Origin of the sequence: Streptomyces sp. NBC_00193 (assembly GCF_026342735.1) — a bacterium.
In the GTDB taxonomy this organism is placed as follows: Bacteria; Actinomycetota; Actinomycetes; order Streptomycetales; family Streptomycetaceae; genus Streptomyces; species Streptomyces stoeckheimensis.
The window spans coordinates 465,766-486,832 of the sequence record NZ_JAPEMM010000002.1; the positions used below are offsets into that span (position 1 = coordinate 465,766).

Here is a 21,067-nt window from a genome sequence, read left to right on the forward strand (position 1 = left end):
TCACCCCGCCGAGCCGGGGCTGGTGTAGCCGAGGGACTTCAGGTCGGCGGCGCGGGTGCCGGCGGGCTGGAGGTCCGCGTACGGGTGGAGGCGGGCTCCGCTGGTGCCGTTGGCGAGGGTGCGCGGCCGGGCGGCGCCCTGGGCGGGCGTGGGGGCCGGGTCGGCGCGGCCGAGCAGGGCGAGTGCGGCCTCGGGGCCCTGGTCGCGGCGGGCGGCCGCGATCTCCTCGAGGTTCCAGACCATCTCGCCGACCACGGTGCGGCGCGGTCCCCGGGCCTCGACGGTGCCGCGGACCAGGAGCAGACCGGAGTGGAAGACCGTGTGGGCGCAGGCCTCGTGGCTGTCTTCGAAGAACGCGATGTCGACGAGGCCGCGGCCGTCTTCCAGCGTCACGAAGATGACCCTCTTGCCCGAAGGGATCGGCGGTGTCTGCGTCGAGGCGCGGACTCCGGCGACCAGGACCCGCTGCCCGGGGCGCATCGCGCCCAGGTGGGCGGAGTCGACGGCGCCGATCTCGCGGAGCAGCCGGTGGTGGTGCTCCATCAGGTGCTGGGAGACGTCGATGGACAGGACCTCGATCTCGGCGTTGAGGGCTTCGCGGCTGGTCATCTCCCGCAGCCCCGACGGTGCGGCGGTGACGAGTGCGCCGCCGAGGGCGAGTTGTCCGTCGACCGCGCGCCCCCGGGTGTGGCGGTGGAGCTCGGAGACCTGGAGGAGGAGGTCGCGGCGGGTGAGGCGGCCGCGCAGGGCGTCGAGGGCGCCGATCCGGATCAGGCGCTCGGCGGTCGGGAGCGCAGGGCGGGCCCGCTCCCAGAAGTCCTGCAGCGAGGCGTAGGGCCGGCCGGCGGCGATGCGGGCCACTTCCTCGGCGCCGGTTCCCTTCACCGTCGACAGCGAGAGCCGTACTGCCCAGCCCCTGTCCGCCGTCTGCTCGACGCGGTGGTCGGGCGCGGAGTGGTTGATGTCCACGGGGAGCACGGGCACGCCGTGGCGGCGGGCGTCGGAGACGATGACCCGGGCGGGCCACATGCCGGGGTCGTGCTCCAGCAGCCCGGCGTAGAGGGCCGCGGGATGGTGGGCCTTGAGCCAGGCCGACTGGAGGGCGGGCACGGCGAAGGCGACGGCGTGCGCGCGGCAGAACCCGTACGCGCCGAACGCGGCGACGATCTCCCACACCTCGTCGAGCACCTCCCGGCCGTAGCCGCGGGCGCCGGCCCGCTGCCGGAACCACGCCTCCACCCGGGGCAGCCGGTCGGGGCCCGCGAGGGCGCGGCGGGCGATCTCGCCGAGCGCCCGGTCGCAGCCGGTCATCACCGCGAAGATGTCGATGATCTGCTCGTGCCAGATGGTCACGCCGTAGGTGTCGGCGAGGACCGGTTCGAGGTCGGGGTGCGGGTAGCGGGGGGCGGCGCCGTGGCGGGCGGCGATGTAGAGGGCGGGCATGCCGCCCTTGACCGGCCCGGGCCGGAACAGGCTGATGTCGGCGATGACGTCCTGGACCCCGCGCGGCTGGAGGCGGCCGACGAGGTCCTGCTGGCCGGGGCTCTCCAGCTGGAACATGCCCACGGTCCGGGCCTGCCGGATGAGCTCGAACGCGTCGGGGTCGTCCAGCCGGACGTGGTCGGGGTTGTCGAGGTCGAGCTGGCGGCCGGTGGTGCGGCGGATCTCGGCGACGGCGTGCGCCATCGCCGACTGCATGCGCACGCCGAGCACGTCGAGCTTCACGAGCCCGAGGTCCTCGACGTCCTCCTTGTCCGCCTGGACCATCGGGTACCGCCCGCCCGGGGTGGGCTGCACCGGCAGCCGGTCCAGGAGGGTGGCGTCGGAGAGGATCACTCCGCAGGGGTGCATGGCGTAGCCGCGCGGCAGGGCGTCCAGGCCCTCGGCCAGCTCCCACAGCGGGCCGTACGAGGCGGCCTCGGCGGCGAGTTCCTTGAGCTCGGGGAGCTCGGCGAGGGCGCCGCGGATGTCGCAGGCCCGGATGTGCGGGAAGGACTTCGCGATCGTGTCGACGGTCTGCGGGGGCAGGCCGAGGGCGAGGCCCGTGTCGCGCAGGGCGTGGCGGGCCCGGTAGGTCTCCGGCATCGCGGCGACGGCCACCCGCTCGGTGCCGAACCGCTCGATGATCCGGTCGTAGACCTCCAGCCGGCGGGCCGACTCCACGTCGAGGTCGATGTCGGGGAGCGAGCGGCGGCGGACGCTGAGGAAGCGTTCGAAGAGCAGGTGGTGTTCGAGGGGATTGGCCGTGGCGATGAAGAGGGCGTGGTTGACCATGCTCCCGGCGCCGGATCCGCGGGCGGCGACCCGGATGCCCATGGCCCGGATGTCCGTGACGACCTGGGCGACCGCCAGGAAGTAGGACTCGAACCCCAGCTTCCCGATCACGCCGAGCTCGTACTCCAGCCGCCGGACCGCCTGCGGGTCCCGGTCCAGGCCGCGCGCGAACATCCCCTCCGCGCAGCGCCGGCGCAGCAGGGCCGCGGCCTCGTCCGGTCCGGGTCCGGCGCCCACCGATTGCGGCTCGGGGAAGCTGGACCGCGCGGGGGCGGGGCCGATGCCGATGCCGAGGTCGGCCACCGGGTCGACGGTGCACAGCTCCGCCGTACGCGCGGTCTCCGCGAGCAGCTCCGCCGCCCGGGCCGGGTCCGAGGCGGCGCCCGAGCCGGTGGCCGGGCCGGTGGCCGCGGCGATCCGCTCGGCGGCGTACGCCATCGCGTCCGGCCCCTTCAGCCAGCGCTCGCCGCAGTCCAGCCGGCGCCGGTCGACGGGGCGCAGCAGCCGGGCGGAGTCCAGTACGTCGGCGATGCGGTGCTGGGCGGGGTCGGCGTAGCGGACGGCGTTGGTGAGGACGGCCGGGATGCCGAGCCGGTCGGCCAGCCCCAGCGTGCGGGCGGCCAGCCGCAGCGAGCCCGGCCCGGTGCCGGGGAGCCCGTACCAGAGCACCTCCAGCCGCAGCCCCGGGCCCGCGATCTCCCGCCACGGGGCGAGCAGCCGCTCGGCCAGGTCGGGCCGGCCGGCCGCGAGGGCGCGCACGGGCTCGGACACGGGGCCGAGCATGACCACCAGCCCCTGGTCCGCGTAGCGCTCCAGCACGGACCAGGACACGACGGGCGGGGCGGGGGCGGGGGCTGCGGGGAGGGCACCGGCAGAAGCGGCACCGGCGCGGGCCGCGCCCGCACCCTCACCCGCTCCCCCGTGAACGCCACCCTCGTGAGCGGCGGAGACCAGGCGGCACAGCCGGGCCCATCCGCCGGCGTCCCGCGCGAGGAGGGTGACCCGCAGCGCCGGCTCGACGACGTACGCACCACCCCGCGCGGGCGTCCGCGGCCGTGCCCCGGCGGGGGCGGCGCGGCCGCCGAGCCCGGCGGCGGGGGCGACGGCGACGTCGACCCCGAACACCGGACGGATCCCCGCCCCGACCGCCGCCTTCGCGAAGCGGACCGCCCCCGCGACGGTGTCGCGATCGGTGAGCGCAAGCGTCCCGACGCCCCGCTCGACAGCCCGTTTCACCAGGTCAGAGGGGTGCGAGGCACCGTACCGGGCCGAGTAGCCACTCGCGGCATGAAGGTGCACACCGTCGCCCATGGGCCACCTCCGATCGCCTGACCACCCCTTTCCAGCCACCCTGACCAGATACAACCACCGTATCGAACATAATTCGAACAGCGCGACTCCTCGGCCAGCGAGGCGAGTACGACAGCTTGCGAACGCCGCTCCGCCTGCCCCGGTACCGTGGCTTCGCATGACCGACTCCGAGATCGAGATCACCGCAGACGTGATCTACGAACTGCTTCAGGAGCAGCATCCGGACCTTGCAGGGCTGGCCATCCGCGAGGTGGCGGGCGGGTGGGACAACCAGCAGTGGCGGCTTGGGGACGAGTTGGCCGTGCGCATGCCGCGTACGGAACGTGCCCCGGACCTTCAGCGCAAGGAATGCCGGTGGCTGCCCGTCTTGGCTCCGCGCCTGCCGCTTCCGGTCCCGAACCCCGTGCGGATCGGTGAACCGTCTGCACGCTTCCCGAAGCCCTGGACGGTCATGACGTGGGTTCCGGGCGAGCCGCTGGACTACGCCTCGATCAGCCGTGTCGACCACGCGGCCGACACCCTGGCGGGCTTCCTCAGGGCGCTCCACGTGGAGGCCCCCGCCGACGCGCCGGTCAGTGAGGACCGCGGCGATCACCCCCAGAAGTGCACGGACGGCTTCGACCACTTCTTCCGTGCCGTCGTCCCCGACGACCTCGCTGACGCCGTCCGGGCCGTCTGGGACGACGCCGTCGCGGCGCCGGAGTGGGAGGGTCCGCCGCTCTGGGTGCACGGCGACCTGCATCCGGCGAACGTCGTCGTCTCGGACGGGACGCTCTCGGGCGTGATCGACTTCGGTGACATGTTCGCCGGTGATCCGGTGTGGGACCTCGCGGCCGCATGGGTGATTCTGCCCGCGGGCGCCGCCTCTCGGTTCTTCGACGTGTACGCGCACGCGGACAGGGCGACGATCCGGCGCGCCCGCGGGCTGGCTGCTCTGAAAAGCCTGTTCCTCATGCTGATGGGCCAGAACGGAGATCGGGGCCTCCCTGGCGGCAAGCCCACGTGGGGACCCGCGGGCCGGGCAGCGCTCGATCGTGTTCTTCAGCCTGCTTAGAGGTCGTTTTATCCCGCTCTTTTATCCCGGTATCGGCTGTTTGGTCTGGTGTGTCGGGTCGCGCCAGGAGATGGTGTTCTCGCCGGTGAGGCGGCGGGTCATGAGGTCGGTCATCGCGATGTGGATGATGGCTTCGGAGCGGGCGGGAAGGGTTTCGTAGTCGCGGGCCAGGCGGCGGTGGAGCATGAGCCAGCCGTAGGTCCTCTCGACTGCCCAACGTTTCGGGATCGGGGTGAAACCCCTGGTCCCGGGCTTGCGGGCGGTGATCTCCATGTCGATGCCGAGGGTGGCGGCGTGTTCGACGAGGTGCTGGCGGTAGCCGCCGTCGACCCAGACCTTGCGGATTCCGGGGTGGTCGGCGGCGACCTGGTCGATGAGCCGGGTGCCGGCGACGGAGTCCTGCACGCTGGCCGCGGTGACCAGCACCGTGAGGAGAAGGCCGAGCGTGTCGGTGACGGTGCTCCGTTCGCGGCCCGCGATCTTCTCGCCCGCGTCGATGCCCTGGCTGGCGGCAGGAACGCTGGTGGAGGTCTTGATGCTCTGGGCGTCGATCACACACGCTGAGGGCTCCGCGTCCCGTCCTTCCTTCTCACGGAGAAGTTGCCGCAGGACTCCGTTGAGCTGGGCGAACACGCCCTCGTCTGCCCATCTGGCGAAGTAGCCGTAGACGCTCTGGTGTGGCGGGAAGTCATGCGGGAGGTAGGCCCACTGGCAGCCGGTGCGGTCCACGCAGAGGATCGCGTTCATGATCTCGCGCAGGTCATGCCGCGGAGGCCGGCCGAAGTCCAGAGCCCGGCCACGGCGCTCGAAGCGCCACGCGGACAGCACCGGCTCGATCAACTCCCAGCGCGCATCGGACAGATCACTCGGATACGGGCGTCGCGTTGTCATGATTCCGGCGTACTGCCGCGGACCGAGTGCGCCCAGGCGCACAGCCGCGGCACCGGAAGCACGCAGGCCACCAATGGCCGGACATCCTGGGATGAGACAGGAACAAGGCCCAAACCGCCCCACCCGTCACCCCACCCGGCCCACAGGCACTGGCTCCACCCGTGGTCACTACCGCACCGCGACCGGCCGCCTCGTGAATCACATCAAATTCCTGCAATCCAGATTAAAACAACCTCTTAGAGGTCATCTCATTTGGCGTGCCCAGCGCAGACGATGAGGGACCGTCGACGGTGGCGGGGGGGAAGGCGAAGAAGCCGTTTCGGCGTGCCACAAGATCAGATAGCGTGCGTGGCCATGGGGGAGCCGATAGTGATCAGGCACGGCCAGACCGAGTGGAGCCTGTCGGGCCGGCACGCTGGACGGACCGATATTGCTCTGACGGAAGCGGGCGAGGCTGCGGCCAGTGGCTCGTGTGCTCACCGTGCGCTGGCTCGGCCTCGACGCGTCCGCGAGCCGACTGCTCGGCCACCCGCATCCGGGCACTCTCGGCTTCCTGGCCACCGAGGACGGGCAACCCATCATCTCCGCTTGGAACGTCCCGTAGGGCAAAGGCCGCCGAGCTTGGCGGGACGCCGTCTGCGAGGCCCCCGTCGGGAGCGGATCGGCGGAATCCCGCGCACGAGCGGCTCCAGCGCCTGGCTGTCGTGGGTGTTGGGCGCCGTCGGCACCACCCGTTGGAACAACTCCCAAAATACGTACCCCCGGAACCAGGAGACCTACCGGCCCGCACCGCAGGAGCTTGCGGCCGGCGTCTCCTGGGGGCTGGACGTATAGCCTGTACGCGGGTTCCGGTGGACGAAAAGCATGTCGGCCGGAACGTCAAGAGGGAGCAAGAGAGACGTCATGCGGGACATGCCGAAGAAGACGCCGACACGGCGCCACGTGGTGGCGGCCATGGCGGCGCTCATGATCACCACCGGCTGTACCGCTGAGCCTTCGGCACCGGGACACGCGATGTCGCCCGACGCCCGCGCGTACCTCACCACCGCGCTGGACGTCATGGAGAGCAACTCGCTGTACAAGACCGACCTCGACTGGTCGACGCTACGCAAGAACGCCTTCGCCCGCGCCGCGAAAGCACGTACACGGGCCGAGACCTACGGGGCCGTTCGCGAAGCACTCCGGAACCTGGGCGACCACCACAGCCAGTTCATGACTCCGGAGGAGGCCGAGGCGGCGCTGAGCCCCTCATCGGAGAACTCCCCGCTGCCTGAAGGCCGGCTGCTGCCCGGAGGCATCGGCTACCTCGTGCTGCCCTCGGTCGCGTCCGACAAGGCCGCCGCGGCGTACGTGCGCCAGGCCCGGGCCGTCGTACAGGACATGGACAGGCAGGGAGCCCGGGGCTGGATCGTCGACCTGCGCAGCAACACGGGCGGCGACATGTGGGGACCACTGGCCTCGGCCGGACGCCTGCTGGACGACGGTGACATCGGCACGTTCGTGGAGTCCGACGGCAAGCGGACACCCTGGACCCTCCGAGAGGGAACACCGGAGGCGTACCTCGACACCTGGGGCCCCGCCGAACCATTGGCACATCCGGATCCGCCCGTTGCCGTACTCACCGGCAAGCGCACCGCCAGCGCGGCCGAGGCCGTGACGATCGCCTTCCGCGGACAGCCGCGTACACGAAGTTTCGGCCAGCCCACACGAGGTGTGCCCACGGCAAACGACTCCCACCGTCTCGCCGACGGCGCGATGATCGTCCTCACCCAGGCCAGGGAAGCAGATCGGACCGGACGGATCCACGACGGCCCGATCCCACCCGACGAAGAGCTCCCGGACGATGCGCGGAACCCCGGCAACAGCCGGGACGGCACCGTGGAAGCCGCGACCCGCTGGCTGAGCACCCAGTGAACGGTGCACCCGCAGTACCGCATGACCTCTTCCCGCCCTCGGGCTGAAGCCCGACGGTCAGCCCCGCAGGGTGGCGATGGCCTTCTCGATGCGCCGTTGGCGCGTCTCGGGCTTCTTCGCGCTTTCGATGGCGCGCACGTGCTCGCGCTTGCGGCTGTACGTCAGGGTGTCGTAGGCGGCGCGGGCGGCCGGGTCTTCGTCCAGAGCCTGGGCGAAGTCAGCGGGTTCGACGACGACGCGCGGCTCGGTGTCGAGCTCGACCTCGACCTCGATCTCCTCGCCGATCTCCACTTCCGCGGCCTGCCGGTTGGCGTGGCTGAGGCCGATCAAGTGGCGGCCGCGCAGGAGGGCGATCCGGCTCTTCCAGGAATGCTCGTTGATCGTGATCGTCACCGGCGGTCGCGAGCCCTCGCCGAGCGCTGCCACCACCTCGGGCGGAACTTCCAGGCCCCGCATGGGCTCAGGTGGTTCAACGATGGACCGAAACTTCAAGATCTTCCCCTGTGTTCCCGTGTTCGTCCTGCCGGTTCACCGTGGACCGCACCCGTCTCGCAGCCGTCCCGGACGGCTGCGAGACGAAGACGGCGGTTACTCGGCGTAGGGCTGGTCGGTTCCCTGGTCGCTGTAGCCGAGACTCCAGATGTAGCCCTCCGGGTCGGCGAAGGTGCCGCCGTAGCCGCCCCACGGCAGGGCGCCGGCGGGCTTGAGGACCGTGGCGCCGGCCTTCTGGGCCTCCGCCATGATCTCGTCGACCCGCGCCTCGCTGCGGACGACGTAGGTCAGGACCAGTCCGCTGAACCCGCTGCCTTCCTGGTCCGTGCCCACCTGGTCGGCGAGGCCTTCGCGGCTGTAGAAGCCGACGGGCGAGGCGCCGTCCGATGCGAAGAACACCGATATGCCGAAGTCGCTCTGGATCTTCCAGCCGAGCCCCTCGGCGTAGAACTGCTTGGCCCGGTCCATGTCCCGGACGCCCAGAAGGATCGAGCTGACGTGCGCTTTCATGCCTTGCTCCTTGCACTGTGGATGTGTACGTGGCGGACCTCCGGGCCAGGGCCCGGAGGTCACATCGGTGCGTGTTCGCCGGCCAATCGGGAGGAAAGGGCCGGGAGTCAGGACGGCGTGGGGACGGGCGATGCGTCCGCGTCGTCATACGGAGGAGGAGCCGTGTGAACGGTGATGTTCATGGTGAGTAGGTTAAAGGCGTTGCGTGGACCGCGCTTCTTGATTCCTGATCGATCCTGATGCAGAGCCAGGTACCGGCTCGGCCGTCCAGCGGTGGAGCGTGGCGCTGCCGTCGTCGTAGGTGAGCCAGGTGCCGTCGCCGAGCGGGCGCACGTAGCTGTCGACGGGGCCCGTCGGGTACCTGACCGTTCCGCGGGTCTCCAGGGTGCGGGCATCGAGCAGCCAGTGGCGGGCCCGCTCCGGATCCTCGTCGGATTCGACCGTCGAGGCGATGACCGTGTCGGCGTCGACGAAGCCGCAGCTGTAGTCCCAGTAGGGCGGTTCCTCGCCGTCAGCCGTTTCGGGCGCCGCCTCGGAGACGACGGCGCCGTCCAGGGCGTGCAGCTGGAGGTCGGCTCCGTAGTGCTCGACCGTCAGGAAGCCCGGGAGCTCCGCGTGGACGTCCGCCAGGATGCGGTCCATGGTGGCGTTGAGGTCCCAGCCGGTCAGCGTCTCGCCGTTCCAGCGCGCCCAGTGGAGCAGGATGCCGTCTTGGCCCATGCCGATGCACAGGCCCATGTGGATGCCGTCGGGGTGGGAGAGGTGGTGTGAACCCGCGGCTGCGCTGTCCAGCGGCAGCCGGGCCAGTTCTCGCCCGTCGCGGGCGTCCAGGACGACCCAGCATTCCTGCCCGTCGCCTCCTGATTCCCCTTCGGCCTCCTCTCCCCCTTCCCGTCCCCCTTCCCGCTCCTCCGGGTCCATCGCGACGTGCGCCCAGACGAGTCGGCCGTCGTCGGAGACCCGGCAGGATCCGTGCTCGAATCCGCCGCACACCTCCTGGTCGTCGCCCGTGTGCGCGTGACCGAGTCCGGGCGCCCAGCACCCGTGCCGGTACTCCCACAGCGTTGCACCGCCCACGCCCACGGCCCTCACCGCGCGCTGGCCCGAGAACACCGTGAACGAGCCGTCGGGGCTCACCGAGTGGACACCGTGGTCCCACCCGGGCCAGGGAAAGGGGAAGACCGCGGCCGGCGTGCGGTGCCCCGCGAAGAGCTGGTACAGGTCGTAGACCTGCAGTTCTCGCCCCTTACGGAGGAGAGCTCGGCACGACCCGTCCCCACGCCCCTCGAAGGCGAAGCCGTTGACGAGTGCATCCCCACCCGGCAGCTTCACCGAGTCGCGCAGTTGTGCGGTGATCAACATGGGCCGAAGATATCGCCCCCGCCGACAGCCCACGCAGCGTGGTCAGGCCGTGGCGGCGCCGAACCACTTCGGCAGGTGGGCGTCCAGGTCGTCCTGGTCCTCGCCGACCCACGCCACATGGCCGTCCGGGCGCAACAGCACGGCCGGTACGTCCAGTTCCTCCAGCTCCGCACTGACGTCGGCGACGTGATCGATGCGGTCGGCCCATCCGGAGACCGAGAGCCGGCCGGTCTGGTCGAGCAGGAGTCCGCGGCCGGTGTGCATCAGCTCGTAGAGGCGTCCCCGCTTCAGCTCCACGTCCCGCAGCCTGCGGCCGAGCAGTTCGTGGCCCTCGCCGAAGTCGTAGCGGACCTCGACCGCGGTGATCATCCCCGTCACGTACCGGTTCACCTCCTCGAAGTCCATCAGCTTCGCGAACAGCTTCCGCAGCGCGGTGGGGCCCGCGTCGCTCCCCATCAGCGTGATCTGTGCGCGGGTGTTGTCCAGTACGGCGGCGCCCACCGGGTGGCGTTCGGCGTGGTAGCTGTCCAGGAGGTCGTGCGGGGCCCAGCCGTTGACGGCCGCGGCGAGCTTCCAGCCGAGGTTGAAGGCGTCCTGCACGCCGAGGTTGAGCCCCTGGCCGCCGGTCGGCGGGTGGATGTGCGCCGCGTCGCCGGCCAGCAGGACCCGGCCGACCCGGTACTGCTCGGCCTGCCGGGTGGCGTCGCCGAAGCGGGACAGCCAGCGCGGCGAGTGCACACCGAAGTCGGTTCCCCCGAAGGCCCGTAGCTGCTGCTTGAACTCCTCCAGGGTCGGCGCGCTGCGGTCCTCGGACACGCCGTCGGCGGGGACGATGATGCGGCACGACCCGTCCTCGCCCGCGTGGACCCCGAAGCGGAGCTGGGTCTTGTTGACCTCCGCGACGACCGCGGCGATCGTCTCCGGATCCGCGGTCACCTCCATCTGGCCCAACAAGGTCTCGACCGTGGCGGGCTCGCCGGGGAAGCCGACTCCGAGCAGTTTGCGCACCGCGCTGCGGCCGCCGTCGCATCCGACGAGGTAGCGCGAGCGCAGGCGCGTACCGTCCGCCAGCTCCACGGTCACCCCGTCCTCGTCCTGGCTCAGGCCGACCGCTTCGCAGCCGCGCCGGATCTCGGTGCCGACTTCGAGGGCGTGCTCGCCCAACAGCCGCTCGGTGACGGGCTGCGGGATGGCGAGGCCGTACGGGTGCGCCGTGTCCAGCCGGTCCGGCCACGGCTTCATGATGCCGCCGAACAGGCCGCCGACCTGGAACTTCTCACTGGCGGCGAGGAACCGGTCCAGCAGGCCGCGCTGGTCCATCAGCTCCACGCTGCGCGTGTGCAGGCCCTGGCCGCGGGACTCCCCGGTCGGACGGGTCAGCTTCTCCACCACGACCACGCGGACACCGTGCAGGCGCAACTCGGCGGCGAGCATCAGACCGGTCGGTCCGCCGCCGACGACGGTCACGTCGATTACGTCGGTTGCGTCGGTCGTGTTGGGTGCATCGGTCGTGTCGGGTGCTTCGGTCATCACGCAATCACCATTTCCACAGGTTCCGCCTTCGAGCGGTGATTCTGTGTCACGACCGGGGCCTTGCCGCAAGCCCCCCGGTGCGCTATAAGTTGAGAGTGGCAAGGAGTGGGGAAACCTCCTTGCCATTCTGCGTTCCGGGAGAAATCGGCTGGCGAGCCGGTTCCTTCGTGGACGAGCATGGAACGCATGAGTGATCAAGACGAGCGATGGACCCGGTCGACCATCTACACCGACATGTGGGTGGACCCGGACGACGACCCGCGCAACAGCGGTGAGAGCAGTGCCGAGGGCGAGCTCGCGACCCTGCAGGAATTCCTCAAGGACTACCGCCTGACCTTGCGGATGAAGTGCGAGGGCCTGGCCCCGGAGCAGCTGGCACACCGGTCGGTCCCGCCGTCGACGATGTCGCTGCTCGGCCTGCTGCGGCACCTCGCCGAGGTGGAACGGGACTGGCAGAACTGGATCACCGACGGCGATCCGCTGCCGAAGCTGTACGGCAAGCGCGACGGGGACTTCGAGGGAGCCGTCGCCGAGCAGGCCGTGGTCGACGGCGCGTACGCCGATCTGGAGCGTGAGCAGGACGCGACCGACGCGGCGCTGGCCAGGCAACCGGATCTGGGCGAGCGGCTGGGCAAGGACCGCATCGCGGTGCGGGAGCTGATGGTGCACCGGATCGAGGAGTACGCGCGTCACTGCGGGCACGCCGACCTGTTGCGCGAATGCGTCGACGGGAGGGTGGGGCAGTGACCGGCGACGGCCCGTTCGAGAGCCGGTCCCGGGTGCCCGACTAGGCTTTCGCCCCATGAGCGCAAGTGGGCCGTACGCGACAGGGCTGTGGAGACGAGCGCGCCGGAGCGACCACCCCTGCGCGGTCGTCGCCGGGGCGGTCAACCTGCTCCTCGGCTGCGTGCTGCTCTCGATGATGATCGGCGGCCCCTTCTTCGAGGCCACGACCCGGGCGCAGGAAACCGCCGCGCAGGAACTCGCGTTCCGGGTCTTCGGCTGCTGGCTCGTGGGCGGGCTGGTCCTGTTCCTCGCCCTGGGGATGACCCGTACCGCGGTGGTCCACCTGCTGACCCTGTTCCTTCCGCCCGCCGTGCTGATCCTGGTCCTCCTGGCCCTTTGAGGGAGGCGGCGGAGGGGACCCCCGGGGGAGCGACAGGGCCGCCTGCGGGAACGCGCGCAGCCCGTGTGACCATGGCTTCCTTCGCACAACAGCACCTCATGGGGGGACCATGCGCACCCGTACCACCACCGCCTCGGCCGGCCTCGCCGCCATGCTCGCGGCGGCCCTCGTCCTGTCCGGCTGCTCGGCGTCCGGCGGGAGCACGACAGGGAAGGGGGCCGGTGCATCTTCGCCGGCAGGGGCGTCCCCCGCGCAGGTGCCCGCCGGTGGCGGGTTCGAGGGGCCGCGGCCGCAGGACCAGAACCTGCTGGCCTGGACCGGCGATCCGAACGACGCGGGGCACGTCACCGCCCAGTCCGCGGCCGGGGTCGGCGGACGGGTCACCCTGGTCCGGATGGTGCTGCGCGAGGAGCTCACCTGGTCCAACATCTGGCTGGGGCTGGCCGGAATCGACCCGAACGCCCAACTCTCCAACTGCTACCTCGGCGTGTACGACGCCAAGGGCACCCTGGTCGCGTCCACCGCGGACGTCTCCCCGCAGCTCATGACCGAGGCGATAGCCAAGCCGTTCCCCCTCGCCAAGCCGTTCACCGCCGCCCCCGGCACGTACTTCGTCGCCCTCCTCCTCAACGGCACCTGGGCCACGAACGCCCTCACCCTGAAGGCCACGGGCGCCGGGATCTCGGTCAACGCGGGTCTGAACCCGCCGAGCCTCCGCTACAGCACCGTCCTGACCGGTCAGACCTCACTCCCGGCCACCGTGAACCTCGCCGAGCAGTCGACCAGCACGATCAACACCGGCTGGGCCAGCCAGTGGTACGCGATCTCCTGAAGGTCCCTGACGTCCCTGACATCCCTGATGTCCCCGACGTCCCTGACGTCCCCGGCGCCCCTGGCGTTCGCGCCGCACAGGCCCCGAAGCTCCTGCGCCGAATGACTGGTAGGAAAGTTTCCTGTTTGCTAGCATCCCGCTTCGGCGGCTCGGCGCGGTGCCCGCATCCGTGGGTATGACGCGCTCAGCGAGAGCTCTGACCCGGCCGCTGTGACCACGCCCACCCCTGCCCGCCCGCGGGCAGGGACGCAGGGTCTCGTACCGGTGCCAGCTCTCGCCACCCACCAGGCCAGGGAGTCAGGATGCGCCTGAACACTCCAAGCACGCCACATGTTTACACATCGCGCCGCACGATGGGCGTGGTCATCACCGCCGTGCTCCTCCTCGTAGGCGGCCTGTTGCTCGCCTATCCCGAGCGGGCCGGCGCCGCCGCCGACCCCCTCATCTCGCGCGGCAAGACCGCCACGGCGTCCTCCGTGGAGACTTCGAGCTTCGGCCCGCAGAACGCCTTCGACGGCAGCTCCACCACCCGGTGGGCCAGCATCGAGGGCAAGGACCCGCAGTGGATCCGCGTCGACCTCGGCGCGAACGCCACCGTCTCCCGGGTCGCGCTGCGCTGGGAGGCCGCGTACGCGAAGACGTACCGCGTCGAGATATCGGCCGACGGCACCACCTGGACCCGGCTCGCCAACGAGACGGCCGGCAACGGCGGCACCGACGACTGGACCGGCCTCTCCGGCACGGGCCGTTACCTGCGCGTGTACGGAACCGCTCGCGGCACCTCCTACGGGTACTCCCTGTACGAGGTCGAGGTGTACGGCACCCTCGACGGGGGCACTCCCCCGCCGGCCGGCGCCTTCACCGTGGTCGCCGCCGGTGACATCGCCGCCCAGTGCACCGCCTCGGACAGCTCCTGCGCCCACCCCAAGACCGCGGCACAGGCCCAGAAGATCAACCCGAAGTTCTATCTGACGATGGGCGACAACCAGTACGACGACGCCCGGCTCTCCGACTACAAGAACTACTACGACAAGTCCTGGGGCGCCTTCAAGGACAAGACCCGCCCCGTGCCCGGCAACCACGAGACCTACGACCCGGCCGGACCGCTCGCCGGCTACAAGGCGTACTTCGGTGCCGTCGCCTACCCGCAGGGCAAGAGCTACTACAGCTTCGACGAGGGCAACTGGCACTTCATCGCCCTCGACTCCAACTCCTTCGACCAGAAGGCCCAGATCGACTGGCTCAAGGCCGACCTCGCCGCGAACTCCAAGGGCTGCATCGCCGCCTACTGGCACCACCCGCTGTACTCCTCGGGCGGTCACGGCAACGACCCGGTGAGCAAGCCGGTCTGGAACATCCTGTACGGCGCCAAGGCCGACCTCGTGCTGAACGGGCACGACCACCACTACGAGCGGTTCGCCCCGCAGGACCCGAACGGCAACGCCACCGCCGACGGGATCACCGAGATCGTCGGCGGCATGGGCGGCGCCGATCCGTACGACATCGAGACGGTCCAGCCCAACAGCCAGAAGCGGATCAGCGGTACGTACGGGGTCCTGAAGCTGGACTTCACCGACACCGGCTACAGCTACAGCTACGTCGCCACCGACGGGACCACGAAGGACACCAGCCCGAAGTACACCTGTCACTGATGTACCTGGCCACCACCGGCCGCCGGGCCGCTCCGGTCCCGCCCCCCACCACGGGGGCGGGCCGGCGCGTCCCCGCCGCCGTCCTCGCGCTCGGTACGGTCAGCCTCGTCACCGATGTCTCCTCCGAGATGGTCAGCGCGGTGCTGCCGCTCTACCTGGTCCTCGGACTCGGTCTCTCCCCCCTCCAATTCGGCTTCCTGGACGGTCTGATGGGAGGAGCCGGTGCGGTCGTACGGCTCCTCGGCGGCCATCTCGCCGACCGCGGTCACCGCTACAAGCACGTCGCGGGCATCGGCTACGCCGTCTCGGCCTGTTCCCGGCTCGGCCTGCTGCTCGCCGGCGGCGCCACCGTCGGCATCGCCGCCTCCCTGGCCGCCGACCGGGTCGGCAAGGGCATCCGTACGGCCCCCCGCGACGCGCTGATCACCCTCAGCAGCCCGCCCGAGGACCTCGGCCGGTCCTTCGGCGTGCACCGGGCCATGGACACCACCGGCGCCCTGCTCGGCCCGCTCGCCGCCTTCGCCCTGCTCTGGGCGACCGCGGGCGCGTACGACGCGGTGTTCGTCGCCAGCTTCTGCGCCGGTCTGCTCGGCGTGCTGCTGCTGGTCCTCTACGTTCCCGGCCACCACCGCCCGGCAGCCGTGCCCGGCCCGGCCCCGTCCCGGGGCAAGGCCTTCGCGGCGCTGCGCGACCCCGCCTTCCGGCGGATCCTGTGGGCCGCCGCCCTGCTCGGCGGCGCCACCATCGGCGACGCCTTCGTCTACCTCCTGCTCCAGCGCCGACTGGGCCTGGATCCCAGCTGGTTCCCGCTGCTGCCGCTCGGGGCGGCCGCCGGCTATCTGCTCCTGGCCGTCCCGGTGGGCCGGATCGCCGACCGGGTCGGGCGCAGGCTGCCGTTCCTGTACGGGCACCTCGCCCTGCTCGGCGCCTACCTCGTCCTGCTCGCCCCGGCGGGCGGGCCGGCCCCGCTCCTCCTCGCGGCCGTCCTCGCCCTGCTCGGGGTGTTCTACGCGGCCACCGACGGGGTGCTGATGGCCCTCGCCGGGCCGGTACTGCCCGCCGGGGGCCGAGGGGGCGGGCTGGCCGTGCTCCAGACCGGCCAGGCCCTGGCCCGGATGCTCGCCGCGGCGGGCTTCGGCGCCGCGTGGACGGTGTGGGGGCCGCGGCCCGCACTGTGGGGGGCCACGGCGGTGCTGCTCGCCGCGCTGGCGGGCGGCTGGGCGCTGCTGCCGCGCGATCCGGGCGGCCCGGGGGACCCGGCCCCCGGGTCAGCACCCGCGGAGCGGGCGGAATCCTCCACCAGTGAGAAGAGCACCTCATGACCACGCACCTCACCGATCCCGCTCCCGCACGCCGGCTCGGCACCCGGGCCCGTACCGCCCTCACGGTCGCCGCGGTCGTCCTCCTCGCGGGCTCCACCGCCGGGTACGCCCTGCACGCGGGGAACCGGGCGACGGGCCAACAGGCCGGCGCCGACGCCTCCTTCGCCCTCGCCGGTCCCGCCCTGTACTTCCGGGACAGCGCCACGGGCCGGGTGGCGCACCAGGCCCTCACCGCGACGGCGGGCGGGGCCGACCGCGCCACGGGCGGCCCCGCCTGCGACCGGTTCCATGCCGCCGGGGGCACCGCCCTCTGTCTGCGCGCCGAGCCGGGGGTGCTGCCGAAGACGTACGCCGTCGTCCTCGACCGGCAGCTGCGCGAGGTGAGCCGGACCGTCGTGCCGGGGGTTCCGACCCGGGCCCGGGTGTCGGCGTCGGGGCAGATGCTCGCCTGGACGGTGTTCGCCACCGGGGACTCGTACTCCGCCACCGGCTTCTCCACCCGGACGGCCGTACTCGACCGGCGCACGGGGTACTTGGTGAAGTCCCTGGAGGAGATACCGCTGACCATGGACGGTGTCCGGTACCACTCCCCCGACGTCAACTACTGGGGCGTGAGCTTCGCCCGGGACGACAGCCGCTTCTACGCGACCGTCTCCACCAAGGGGCGTACGTACCTCGTCGAGGGGAACATGTCCGACTGGTCGGCGAGGACGCTGCGGGAGAACGTCGAATGCCCCTCCCTGTCGCCCGACAACACCCGGGTCGCCTTCAAGAAGAAGGTGTCCGACGACCCGGCGGCGCCCTGGCGGCTGTACGTCCTCGACCTGCGGACGATGGTCGAGACCCCGCTCGCCGAGACGCGCAACGTGGACGACCAGGCGGCCTGGACGGACGACGGGACGGTCGCCTACGCCCTGCCGGACGCGGAGGGTCGTGCGAGCGACGTCTGGACCGTTCCCGCGGACGGCACCGGAGCACCCCGGCTGTCCGTCGCGGGCGGGTCGTCGCCGGTGGTGGTGGCGGACGCAGCCGACGCGCAGTGATCCATCGGGTCGCCCGATGCTCGATGATGCTCATTCGGCCGCCACTTCGAGCATCTCTTGACATAGACCTGTCACTGCGTTGCACTGTGGCATCTCCCTCCGGCAGTCACGGCCGGAGGGAGATGCCGCCGTGAACACCGCCGTGAACACCTGGGGACTCGCCATGCGTCTGCTCAGATTCCTGACCGCCTCCGCCCTGGCCCTGGCCGCGTTGTCCCTGCCCGCCAACGCCGGAGCCGAGCCCCTGCGGGCCGGGGCGGCCGTCGCCGCCGCGCCGCCGCAGACCGTGCCGGCCCTGCGGCAGTGGACGGCCGGCAGCGGGTCGTACGGCTTCACGAGCACCAGCCGGATCGTCGTCGATCCCGCCCACACCGCACAGCTCTCCGACGAAGCGGCCACCTTCGCCGAGGACTTGGGGGCGCTGGCCGGGCGTCCGGTGGCCGTCGTCACCGGGAGCGCCTCCCCCGGCGACATCGCCCTGAGCCTGGGCGACGGTTCGCTGCCCGCCGAGGGGTACCGGATGACCGTCGGCCCGTCCCTCGCCCTCCAGGCCGGGACCGACGCCGGGGCCTTCAACGGAACCCGTACCGTGCTGCAGCTGCTGCGCCAGTCGTCCTCCGTGCCGGCCGGAACGGCGGTGGACTGGCCCACCAAGGCCGAACGCGGCCTGATGATCGACCAGGGGCGGAAGTTCTTCACGGTCGACTGGGTCAAGCAGCACATCAAGGAGCTGGCCTACCTCAAGCTCAACTACTTCCACTTCCACCTGTCGGACACCTTCGGCTTCCGCCTGGAGAGTGCGACGCACCCGGAGATCGTCTCCGCCGACCACTACTCCAAGCAGGACATCGCGGACCTGATCGCACTGGGGCAGAAGTACCACGTCACGATCGTGCCCGAGATCGACACCCCGGGGCACATGAACCAGATCCTGGCCGCCCACCCGGAGCTCAAGCTCAAGGACGCCTCGGGCACGGCGAGTTCCGAGTTCATCGACCTGTCTATGCCCGGCTCGTACACCCTGATCAAGGACCTGATCCAGGAGTACCTGCCGCTGTTCCCGGCCCCCTACTGGCACATCGGCGCCGACGAGTACGTCACCGACTACGCCAGGTACCCGCAGCTGCTCGGCTACGCCCGCGCCCACTACGGGGCGAACGCCACCGCCAAGGACACCTACTACGGGTTCGTGAACTGGTCCGACGCCCTGGTCCGCGCGGCCGGCAAGACGACCCGGATGTGGAACGACGGCATCAAGGCCGGGGACGGGACCGTCACCCCCGACGCCCGCATCCTCGTCGAGTACTGGTACAGCTACGGACTCACCCCCCAGCAGCTGGTCAATGCCGGGTACACGGTCGCCAACGAGTCCTGGACGCCGACCTATTACGTGCTCGGCGGTGCGAAGCCGGACACCAAGTGGATGTACGAGACCTGGACCCCGGACCGGTTCGAGGGCGGCGCCACCATAAGCGACCCCTCGAAGAACCGCGGTTCGCTGATCCACGTGTGGTGCGACAACCCGAACGCCGAGACGGAGACGCAGATCGCCGCCGGCATCATGTACCCGCTGCGCGGGCTCGCCCAGCAGACCTGGGGTTCACCGAAGCCGGTGGCCACCTATGCGGCGTTCACGCCGATCGTGGCGGCGATCGGGCACCACCCCGGCTGGCCGGGGACCTCCCAGCCTGGCAACCTCGCCCGCAACCGCCCCACCACCGCGTCCAGCACCGAGACCGCCGACTTCCCGGCCGCACTGGCGACGGACGGCGATCCGGGCACCCGGTGGTCGAGCGCGTACGCCGATCCGCAGTGGCTGCAGGTGGACCTCGGGTCCGCCCAGGCCGTCAACCGGGTGGTGCTGCGCTGGGAGGCCGCGTACGGGAAGGGCTTCCAGATCCAGGTCTCCGACGACCAGAGCACCTGGCGCACCCTGTACTCCACGACCACCGGCACCGGCGGGGTCCAGGACCTGACCGGCCTGTCCGGCTCCGGCCGCTACATCCGGGTGTACGGCACCCAGCGCGGCACCACCTACGGCTACTCGCTGTACGAGTTCGAGGTGTACGGCGGCCAGTTGAGCGGGACCCGGACCCTGACCGCGGCCGGGAAGGCGCTCGACGACCCGGCGAGCTCCACCGCCTCCGGTACCCAGCTGATCACGTGGACCCCGCACGGCGGCCCCAACCAGCAGTGGCGGCTGACCCTGGCCAGCGACGGCAGCTACACCATGGCCAACGGCTCGTCCGGGCTCTGCGCGGACGTGGCGGCCGGTTCCACCGCTCCCGGCGCGGCCGTGGTGCAGACCGCCTGCGGCAGCGGCGACAGCCAGCGCTGGGTGGTCACATCGCTCGGGTCCGGCGACTACTCGGTGGCCAACAAGAAGAGCGGACTGCTCCTGACCACCGCGTCCGGCGCGGACGGAGCCCTGGCGAGCCAGCAGTCCAACAGCGGTTCGGTCTACCAGCGCTGGCAGATCGGCTGACGGATCAGCTGACGCCTGGCGGCGGTCCGGCTGCCGACACCGAGGCCAGCCGGGCCCCGGGGCCGGTCAGCCGGATCCGCAGTTCCCGCACGGTGAGGGGCTCCACACGGTGGACGCGGCGGACCCCCACCGTGTGGCCGGAGGCGATCAGCCGGCCGTCCGCCCAGACCTCGTGGCCGTCCACGCACTGACCCCGGGTGAGGTCCTCGCGCAGTTCCACGTGGTCCACGTGGACCGGCCGGCCGAAGTCCGCGAGAACGGCGTCCCCCTCGACCGTGAGGGCGGCGGGGACGGGATCGCCCAGGCGCCGCTCCAACTCTGCCGTGAACGCGAGGAGTCGGGCCCGGTCGGCCTCGTCGATCAGTCCGCGCCGGTCGGGCGGGACGCCCAGGAGCAGGCCGGCGCCCAGCCCCACCGAGGAGTACCAGATCTCCAGCAGGTCCTCCCGGCTCTTGAGGCTGTCGTGGTTCCCCGGTTGCCAGAACCAGTCGCCGCGGAGGGGGACATCGCATTCGGGCGGCAGGTAGGCGGCCGAGTCGAGCTCGGTGTGCCGGTCGTCGTACAGGCTGATGCCCGTGGAGTGCGTGACGTAGTGGCAGGGGTCGGCGGCGAGCCCCTCCTCGTTGCCGACCCAGCGGATCGTGGGGCGGCCCATGTTGAAGACCATGGCGTCCGGCTGGTGCCGGTCGATCACGGCCATGACCGCGTCCCAGTCGTACGTGCGCCCCTCGGATCCCGCGCCGTCGAACCACAGCTCGTACAACGGGCCGTAGCGGGTGCAGAGTTCGGTGAGCTGGCGGAGGTAGAAGGAGTCGTAGCCGGCGGGCTCCTCGTAGCAGTCCGCGTTGCGGTCCCAGGGCGAGAGGTAGAGCCCGAGGCCGAGGCCCGCCTCCCCGCAGGCCCCGGCCAGTTCGGCGACCACGTCGCCCGCTCCGTCCTTCCAGGGCGAGGAAGCCACGGAGTAGGCGGTGGTGTCGGTCGGCCACAGACAGAAGCCGTCGTGGTGCTTGGCGGTCAGCACGACGTACTTCGCTCCGGCCTCGGCGGCGGTACGCACCCACTGGCGCGCGTCGAGCTGCGAGGGCCGGAAGGTGGCCGGGTCCAGGGTCCCGTCGCTCCACTCGACGCCGTTGAAGGTGTTGATGCCGAAGTGCAGGAAGATCCCGAATCCGGCTTCCTGCCAGGCGAGTTGTCCCGGCGTGGGCACGAGAGGGGTTTCGCCGGGATCGGCGAGGGGTGCGGAGGGACCGAGGGTCATGGTGGGCT

General features: G+C 71.3%; 17 protein-coding genes and 2 pseudogenes. 11 read left to right on the forward strand and 8 right to left on the reverse strand.

The features are described 5' to 3' along the window. Positions 1–3,585 (reverse strand): DNA polymerase III subunit alpha, encoded by a 3,585-nt coding sequence (locus tag OG898_RS30215; protein WP_266961238.1) that lies wholly within the window; start codon positions 3,583–3,585, stop codon positions 1–3. 157 nt (positions 3,586–3,742) lie between these two features. Between OG898_RS30215 and OG898_RS30220 the strand changes: the two genes are divergently transcribed. After that, on the forward strand, positions 3,743–4,639 hold the full coding sequence (locus OG898_RS30220) for an aminoglycoside phosphotransferase family protein (protein WP_266961239.1): 897 nt from the start codon (positions 3,743–3,745) through the stop codon (positions 4,637–4,639). 21 nt (positions 4,640–4,660) lie between these two features. Here the strand turns inward: OG898_RS30220 and OG898_RS30225 are convergent, their stop codons facing one another. Then, complete coding sequence (locus OG898_RS30225) at positions 4,661–5,530, reverse strand: IS5 family transposase (RefSeq protein ID WP_266961240.1); 870 nt, start codon at positions 5,528–5,530, stop codon at positions 4,661–4,663. 354 nt (positions 5,531–5,884) lie between these two features. On the opposite strand from OG898_RS30225, the pseudogene OG898_RS30230 reads away from it, so the two are divergent. Continuing rightward, a pseudogene (locus tag OG898_RS30230) lies at positions 5,885–5,983 on the forward strand (histidine phosphatase family protein); the annotation flags it as partial. A 10-nt stretch (positions 5,984–5,993) separates the two neighbouring features. Continuing rightward, positions 5,994–6,134: a hypothetical protein gene (locus tag OG898_RS30235; protein WP_250745775.1), complete on the forward strand. Its 141-nt coding sequence runs from the start codon at positions 5,994–5,996 to the stop codon at positions 6,132–6,134. A 7-nt stretch (positions 6,135–6,141) separates the two neighbouring features. On the opposite strand, the pseudogene OG898_RS30240 reads toward OG898_RS30235, so the two are convergent. After that, positions 6,142–6,252: pseudogene (locus OG898_RS30240) on the reverse strand (IS5/IS1182 family transposase); the annotation flags it as partial. Between the two features lie 190 nt (positions 6,253–6,442). On the opposite strand from OG898_RS30240, the gene OG898_RS30245 reads away from it, so the two are divergent. Further along, the gene (locus OG898_RS30245; RefSeq protein ID WP_266961242.1) at positions 6,443–7,444 is read left to right on the forward strand and encodes a S41 family peptidase; all 1,002 of its coding nucleotides are present in this window, start codon (positions 6,443–6,445) and stop codon (positions 7,442–7,444) included. A gap of 57 nt (positions 7,445–7,501) precedes the next feature. On the opposite strand, the gene OG898_RS30250 is transcribed toward OG898_RS30245, so the two are convergent. The 4 genes from OG898_RS30250 to rox form a co-directional block, all read right to left on the reverse strand. Continuing rightward, positions 7,502–7,900 carry a YdeI/OmpD-associated family protein gene (locus OG898_RS30250; protein WP_250745777.1) on the reverse strand — a complete coding sequence of 133 codons (399 nt, stop codon included), beginning with the start codon at positions 7,898–7,900 and terminating at the stop codon, positions 7,502–7,504. A gap of 132 nt (positions 7,901–8,032) precedes the next feature. Next, the gene (locus tag OG898_RS30255) at positions 8,033–8,446 is read right to left on the reverse strand and encodes a VOC family protein (protein WP_250745778.1); all 414 of its coding nucleotides are present in this window, start codon (positions 8,444–8,446) and stop codon (positions 8,033–8,035) included. Between the two features lie 192 nt (positions 8,447–8,638). After that, entirely contained in the window at positions 8,639–9,808 is a 1,170-nt protein-coding gene (locus OG898_RS30260) for a hypothetical protein (RefSeq protein WP_266961245.1), read from the reverse strand. A gap of 42 nt (positions 9,809–9,850) precedes the next feature. Beyond that, complete coding sequence (gene rox / locus OG898_RS30265; protein ID WP_266961247.1) at positions 9,851–11,338, reverse strand: rifampin monooxygenase; 1,488 nt, start codon at positions 11,336–11,338, stop codon at positions 9,851–9,853. A gap of 180 nt (positions 11,339–11,518) precedes the next feature. Between rox and OG898_RS30270 the strand changes: the two genes are divergently transcribed. From OG898_RS30270 to OG898_RS30300, 7 genes are all read left to right on the forward strand, one after another. Next, positions 11,519–12,088 carry a DinB family protein gene (locus OG898_RS30270; RefSeq protein WP_266961249.1) on the forward strand — a complete coding sequence of 190 codons (570 nt, stop codon included), beginning with the start codon at positions 11,519–11,521 and terminating at the stop codon, positions 12,086–12,088. A 55-nt stretch (positions 12,089–12,143) separates the two neighbouring features. Further along, the gene (locus tag OG898_RS30275) at positions 12,144–12,467 is read left to right on the forward strand and encodes a hypothetical protein (protein ID WP_266961251.1); all 324 of its coding nucleotides are present in this window, start codon (positions 12,144–12,146) and stop codon (positions 12,465–12,467) included. Between the two features lie 109 nt (positions 12,468–12,576). Continuing rightward, complete coding sequence (locus OG898_RS30280; RefSeq protein ID WP_266961253.1) at positions 12,577–13,299, forward strand: hypothetical protein; 723 nt, start codon at positions 12,577–12,579, stop codon at positions 13,297–13,299. Between the two features lie 302 nt (positions 13,300–13,601). Then, the gene (locus OG898_RS30285) at positions 13,602–14,951 is read left to right on the forward strand and encodes a discoidin domain-containing protein (protein ID WP_250745783.1); all 1,350 of its coding nucleotides are present in this window, start codon (positions 13,602–13,604) and stop codon (positions 14,949–14,951) included. After that, entirely contained in the window at positions 14,951–16,273 is a 1,323-nt protein-coding gene (locus OG898_RS30290) for an MFS transporter (RefSeq protein WP_250745784.1), read from the forward strand. Before OG898_RS30285 ends, OG898_RS30290 begins: the two co-directional genes overlap by 1 nt. Then, positions 16,270–17,316 (forward strand): hypothetical protein, encoded by a 1,047-nt coding sequence (locus OG898_RS30295; RefSeq protein ID WP_266961255.1) that lies wholly within the window; start codon positions 16,270–16,272, stop codon positions 17,314–17,316. Before OG898_RS30290 ends, OG898_RS30295 begins: the two co-directional genes overlap by 4 nt. Positions 17,317–17,446: 130 nt before the next feature. Then, the gene (locus OG898_RS30300; RefSeq protein WP_266961256.1) at positions 17,447–19,801 is read left to right on the forward strand and encodes a family 20 glycosylhydrolase; all 2,355 of its coding nucleotides are present in this window, start codon (positions 17,447–17,449) and stop codon (positions 19,799–19,801) included. Positions 19,802–19,805: 4 nt separating this feature from the next. Here OG898_RS30300 and OG898_RS30305 read toward each other — a convergent pair whose 3' ends face one another. After that, a complete protein-coding gene (locus OG898_RS30305) occupies positions 19,806–21,059 on the reverse strand; it encodes an alpha-L-fucosidase (RefSeq protein ID WP_266961258.1) in 1,254 nt (417 codons plus the stop codon). Positions 21,060–21,067 lie beyond the last annotated feature (8 nt).

Coding starts and splice junctions, on each gene's coding strand:
- OG898_RS30215 (WP_266961238.1), bottom strand. CDS start 3,585: ATGGGCGACGGTGTGCACCTTCATGCCGCGAGTGGCTACTCGGCCCGG.
- OG898_RS30220 (WP_266961239.1), top strand. CDS start 3,743: ATGACCGACTCCGAGATCGAGATCACCGCAGACGTGATCTACGAACTG.
- OG898_RS30225 (WP_266961240.1), bottom strand. CDS start 5,530: ATGACAACGCGACGCCCGTATCCGAGTGATCTGTCCGATGCGCGCTGG.
- OG898_RS30245 (WP_266961242.1), top strand. CDS start 6,443: ATGCCGAAGAAGACGCCGACACGGCGCCACGTGGTGGCGGCCATGGCG.
- OG898_RS30250 (WP_250745777.1), bottom strand. CDS start 7,900: ATGCGGGGCCTGGAAGTTCCGCCCGAGGTGGTGGCAGCGCTCGGCGAG.
- OG898_RS30255 (WP_250745778.1), bottom strand. CDS start 8,446: ATGAAAGCGCACGTCAGCTCGATCCTTCTGGGCGTCCGGGACATGGAC.
- OG898_RS30260 (WP_266961245.1), bottom strand. CDS start 9,808: ATGTTGATCACCGCACAACTGCGCGACTCGGTGAAGCTGCCGGGTGGG.
- rox (WP_266961247.1), bottom strand. CDS start 11,338: ATGACCGAAGCACCCGACACGACCGATGCACCCAACACGACCGACGCA.
- OG898_RS30270 (WP_266961249.1), top strand. CDS start 11,519: ATGGAACGCATGAGTGATCAAGACGAGCGATGGACCCGGTCGACCATC.
- OG898_RS30275 (WP_266961251.1), top strand. CDS start 12,144: ATGAGCGCAAGTGGGCCGTACGCGACAGGGCTGTGGAGACGAGCGCGC.
- OG898_RS30280 (WP_266961253.1), top strand. CDS start 12,577: ATGCGCACCCGTACCACCACCGCCTCGGCCGGCCTCGCCGCCATGCTC.
- OG898_RS30285 (WP_250745783.1), top strand. CDS start 13,602: ATGCGCCTGAACACTCCAAGCACGCCACATGTTTACACATCGCGCCGC.
- OG898_RS30290 (WP_250745784.1), top strand. CDS start 14,951: ATGTACCTGGCCACCACCGGCCGCCGGGCCGCTCCGGTCCCGCCCCCC.
- OG898_RS30295 (WP_266961255.1), top strand. CDS start 16,270: ATGACCACGCACCTCACCGATCCCGCTCCCGCACGCCGGCTCGGCACC.
- OG898_RS30305 (WP_266961258.1), bottom strand. CDS start 21,059: ATGACCCTCGGTCCCTCCGCACCCCTCGCCGATCCCGGCGAAACCCCT.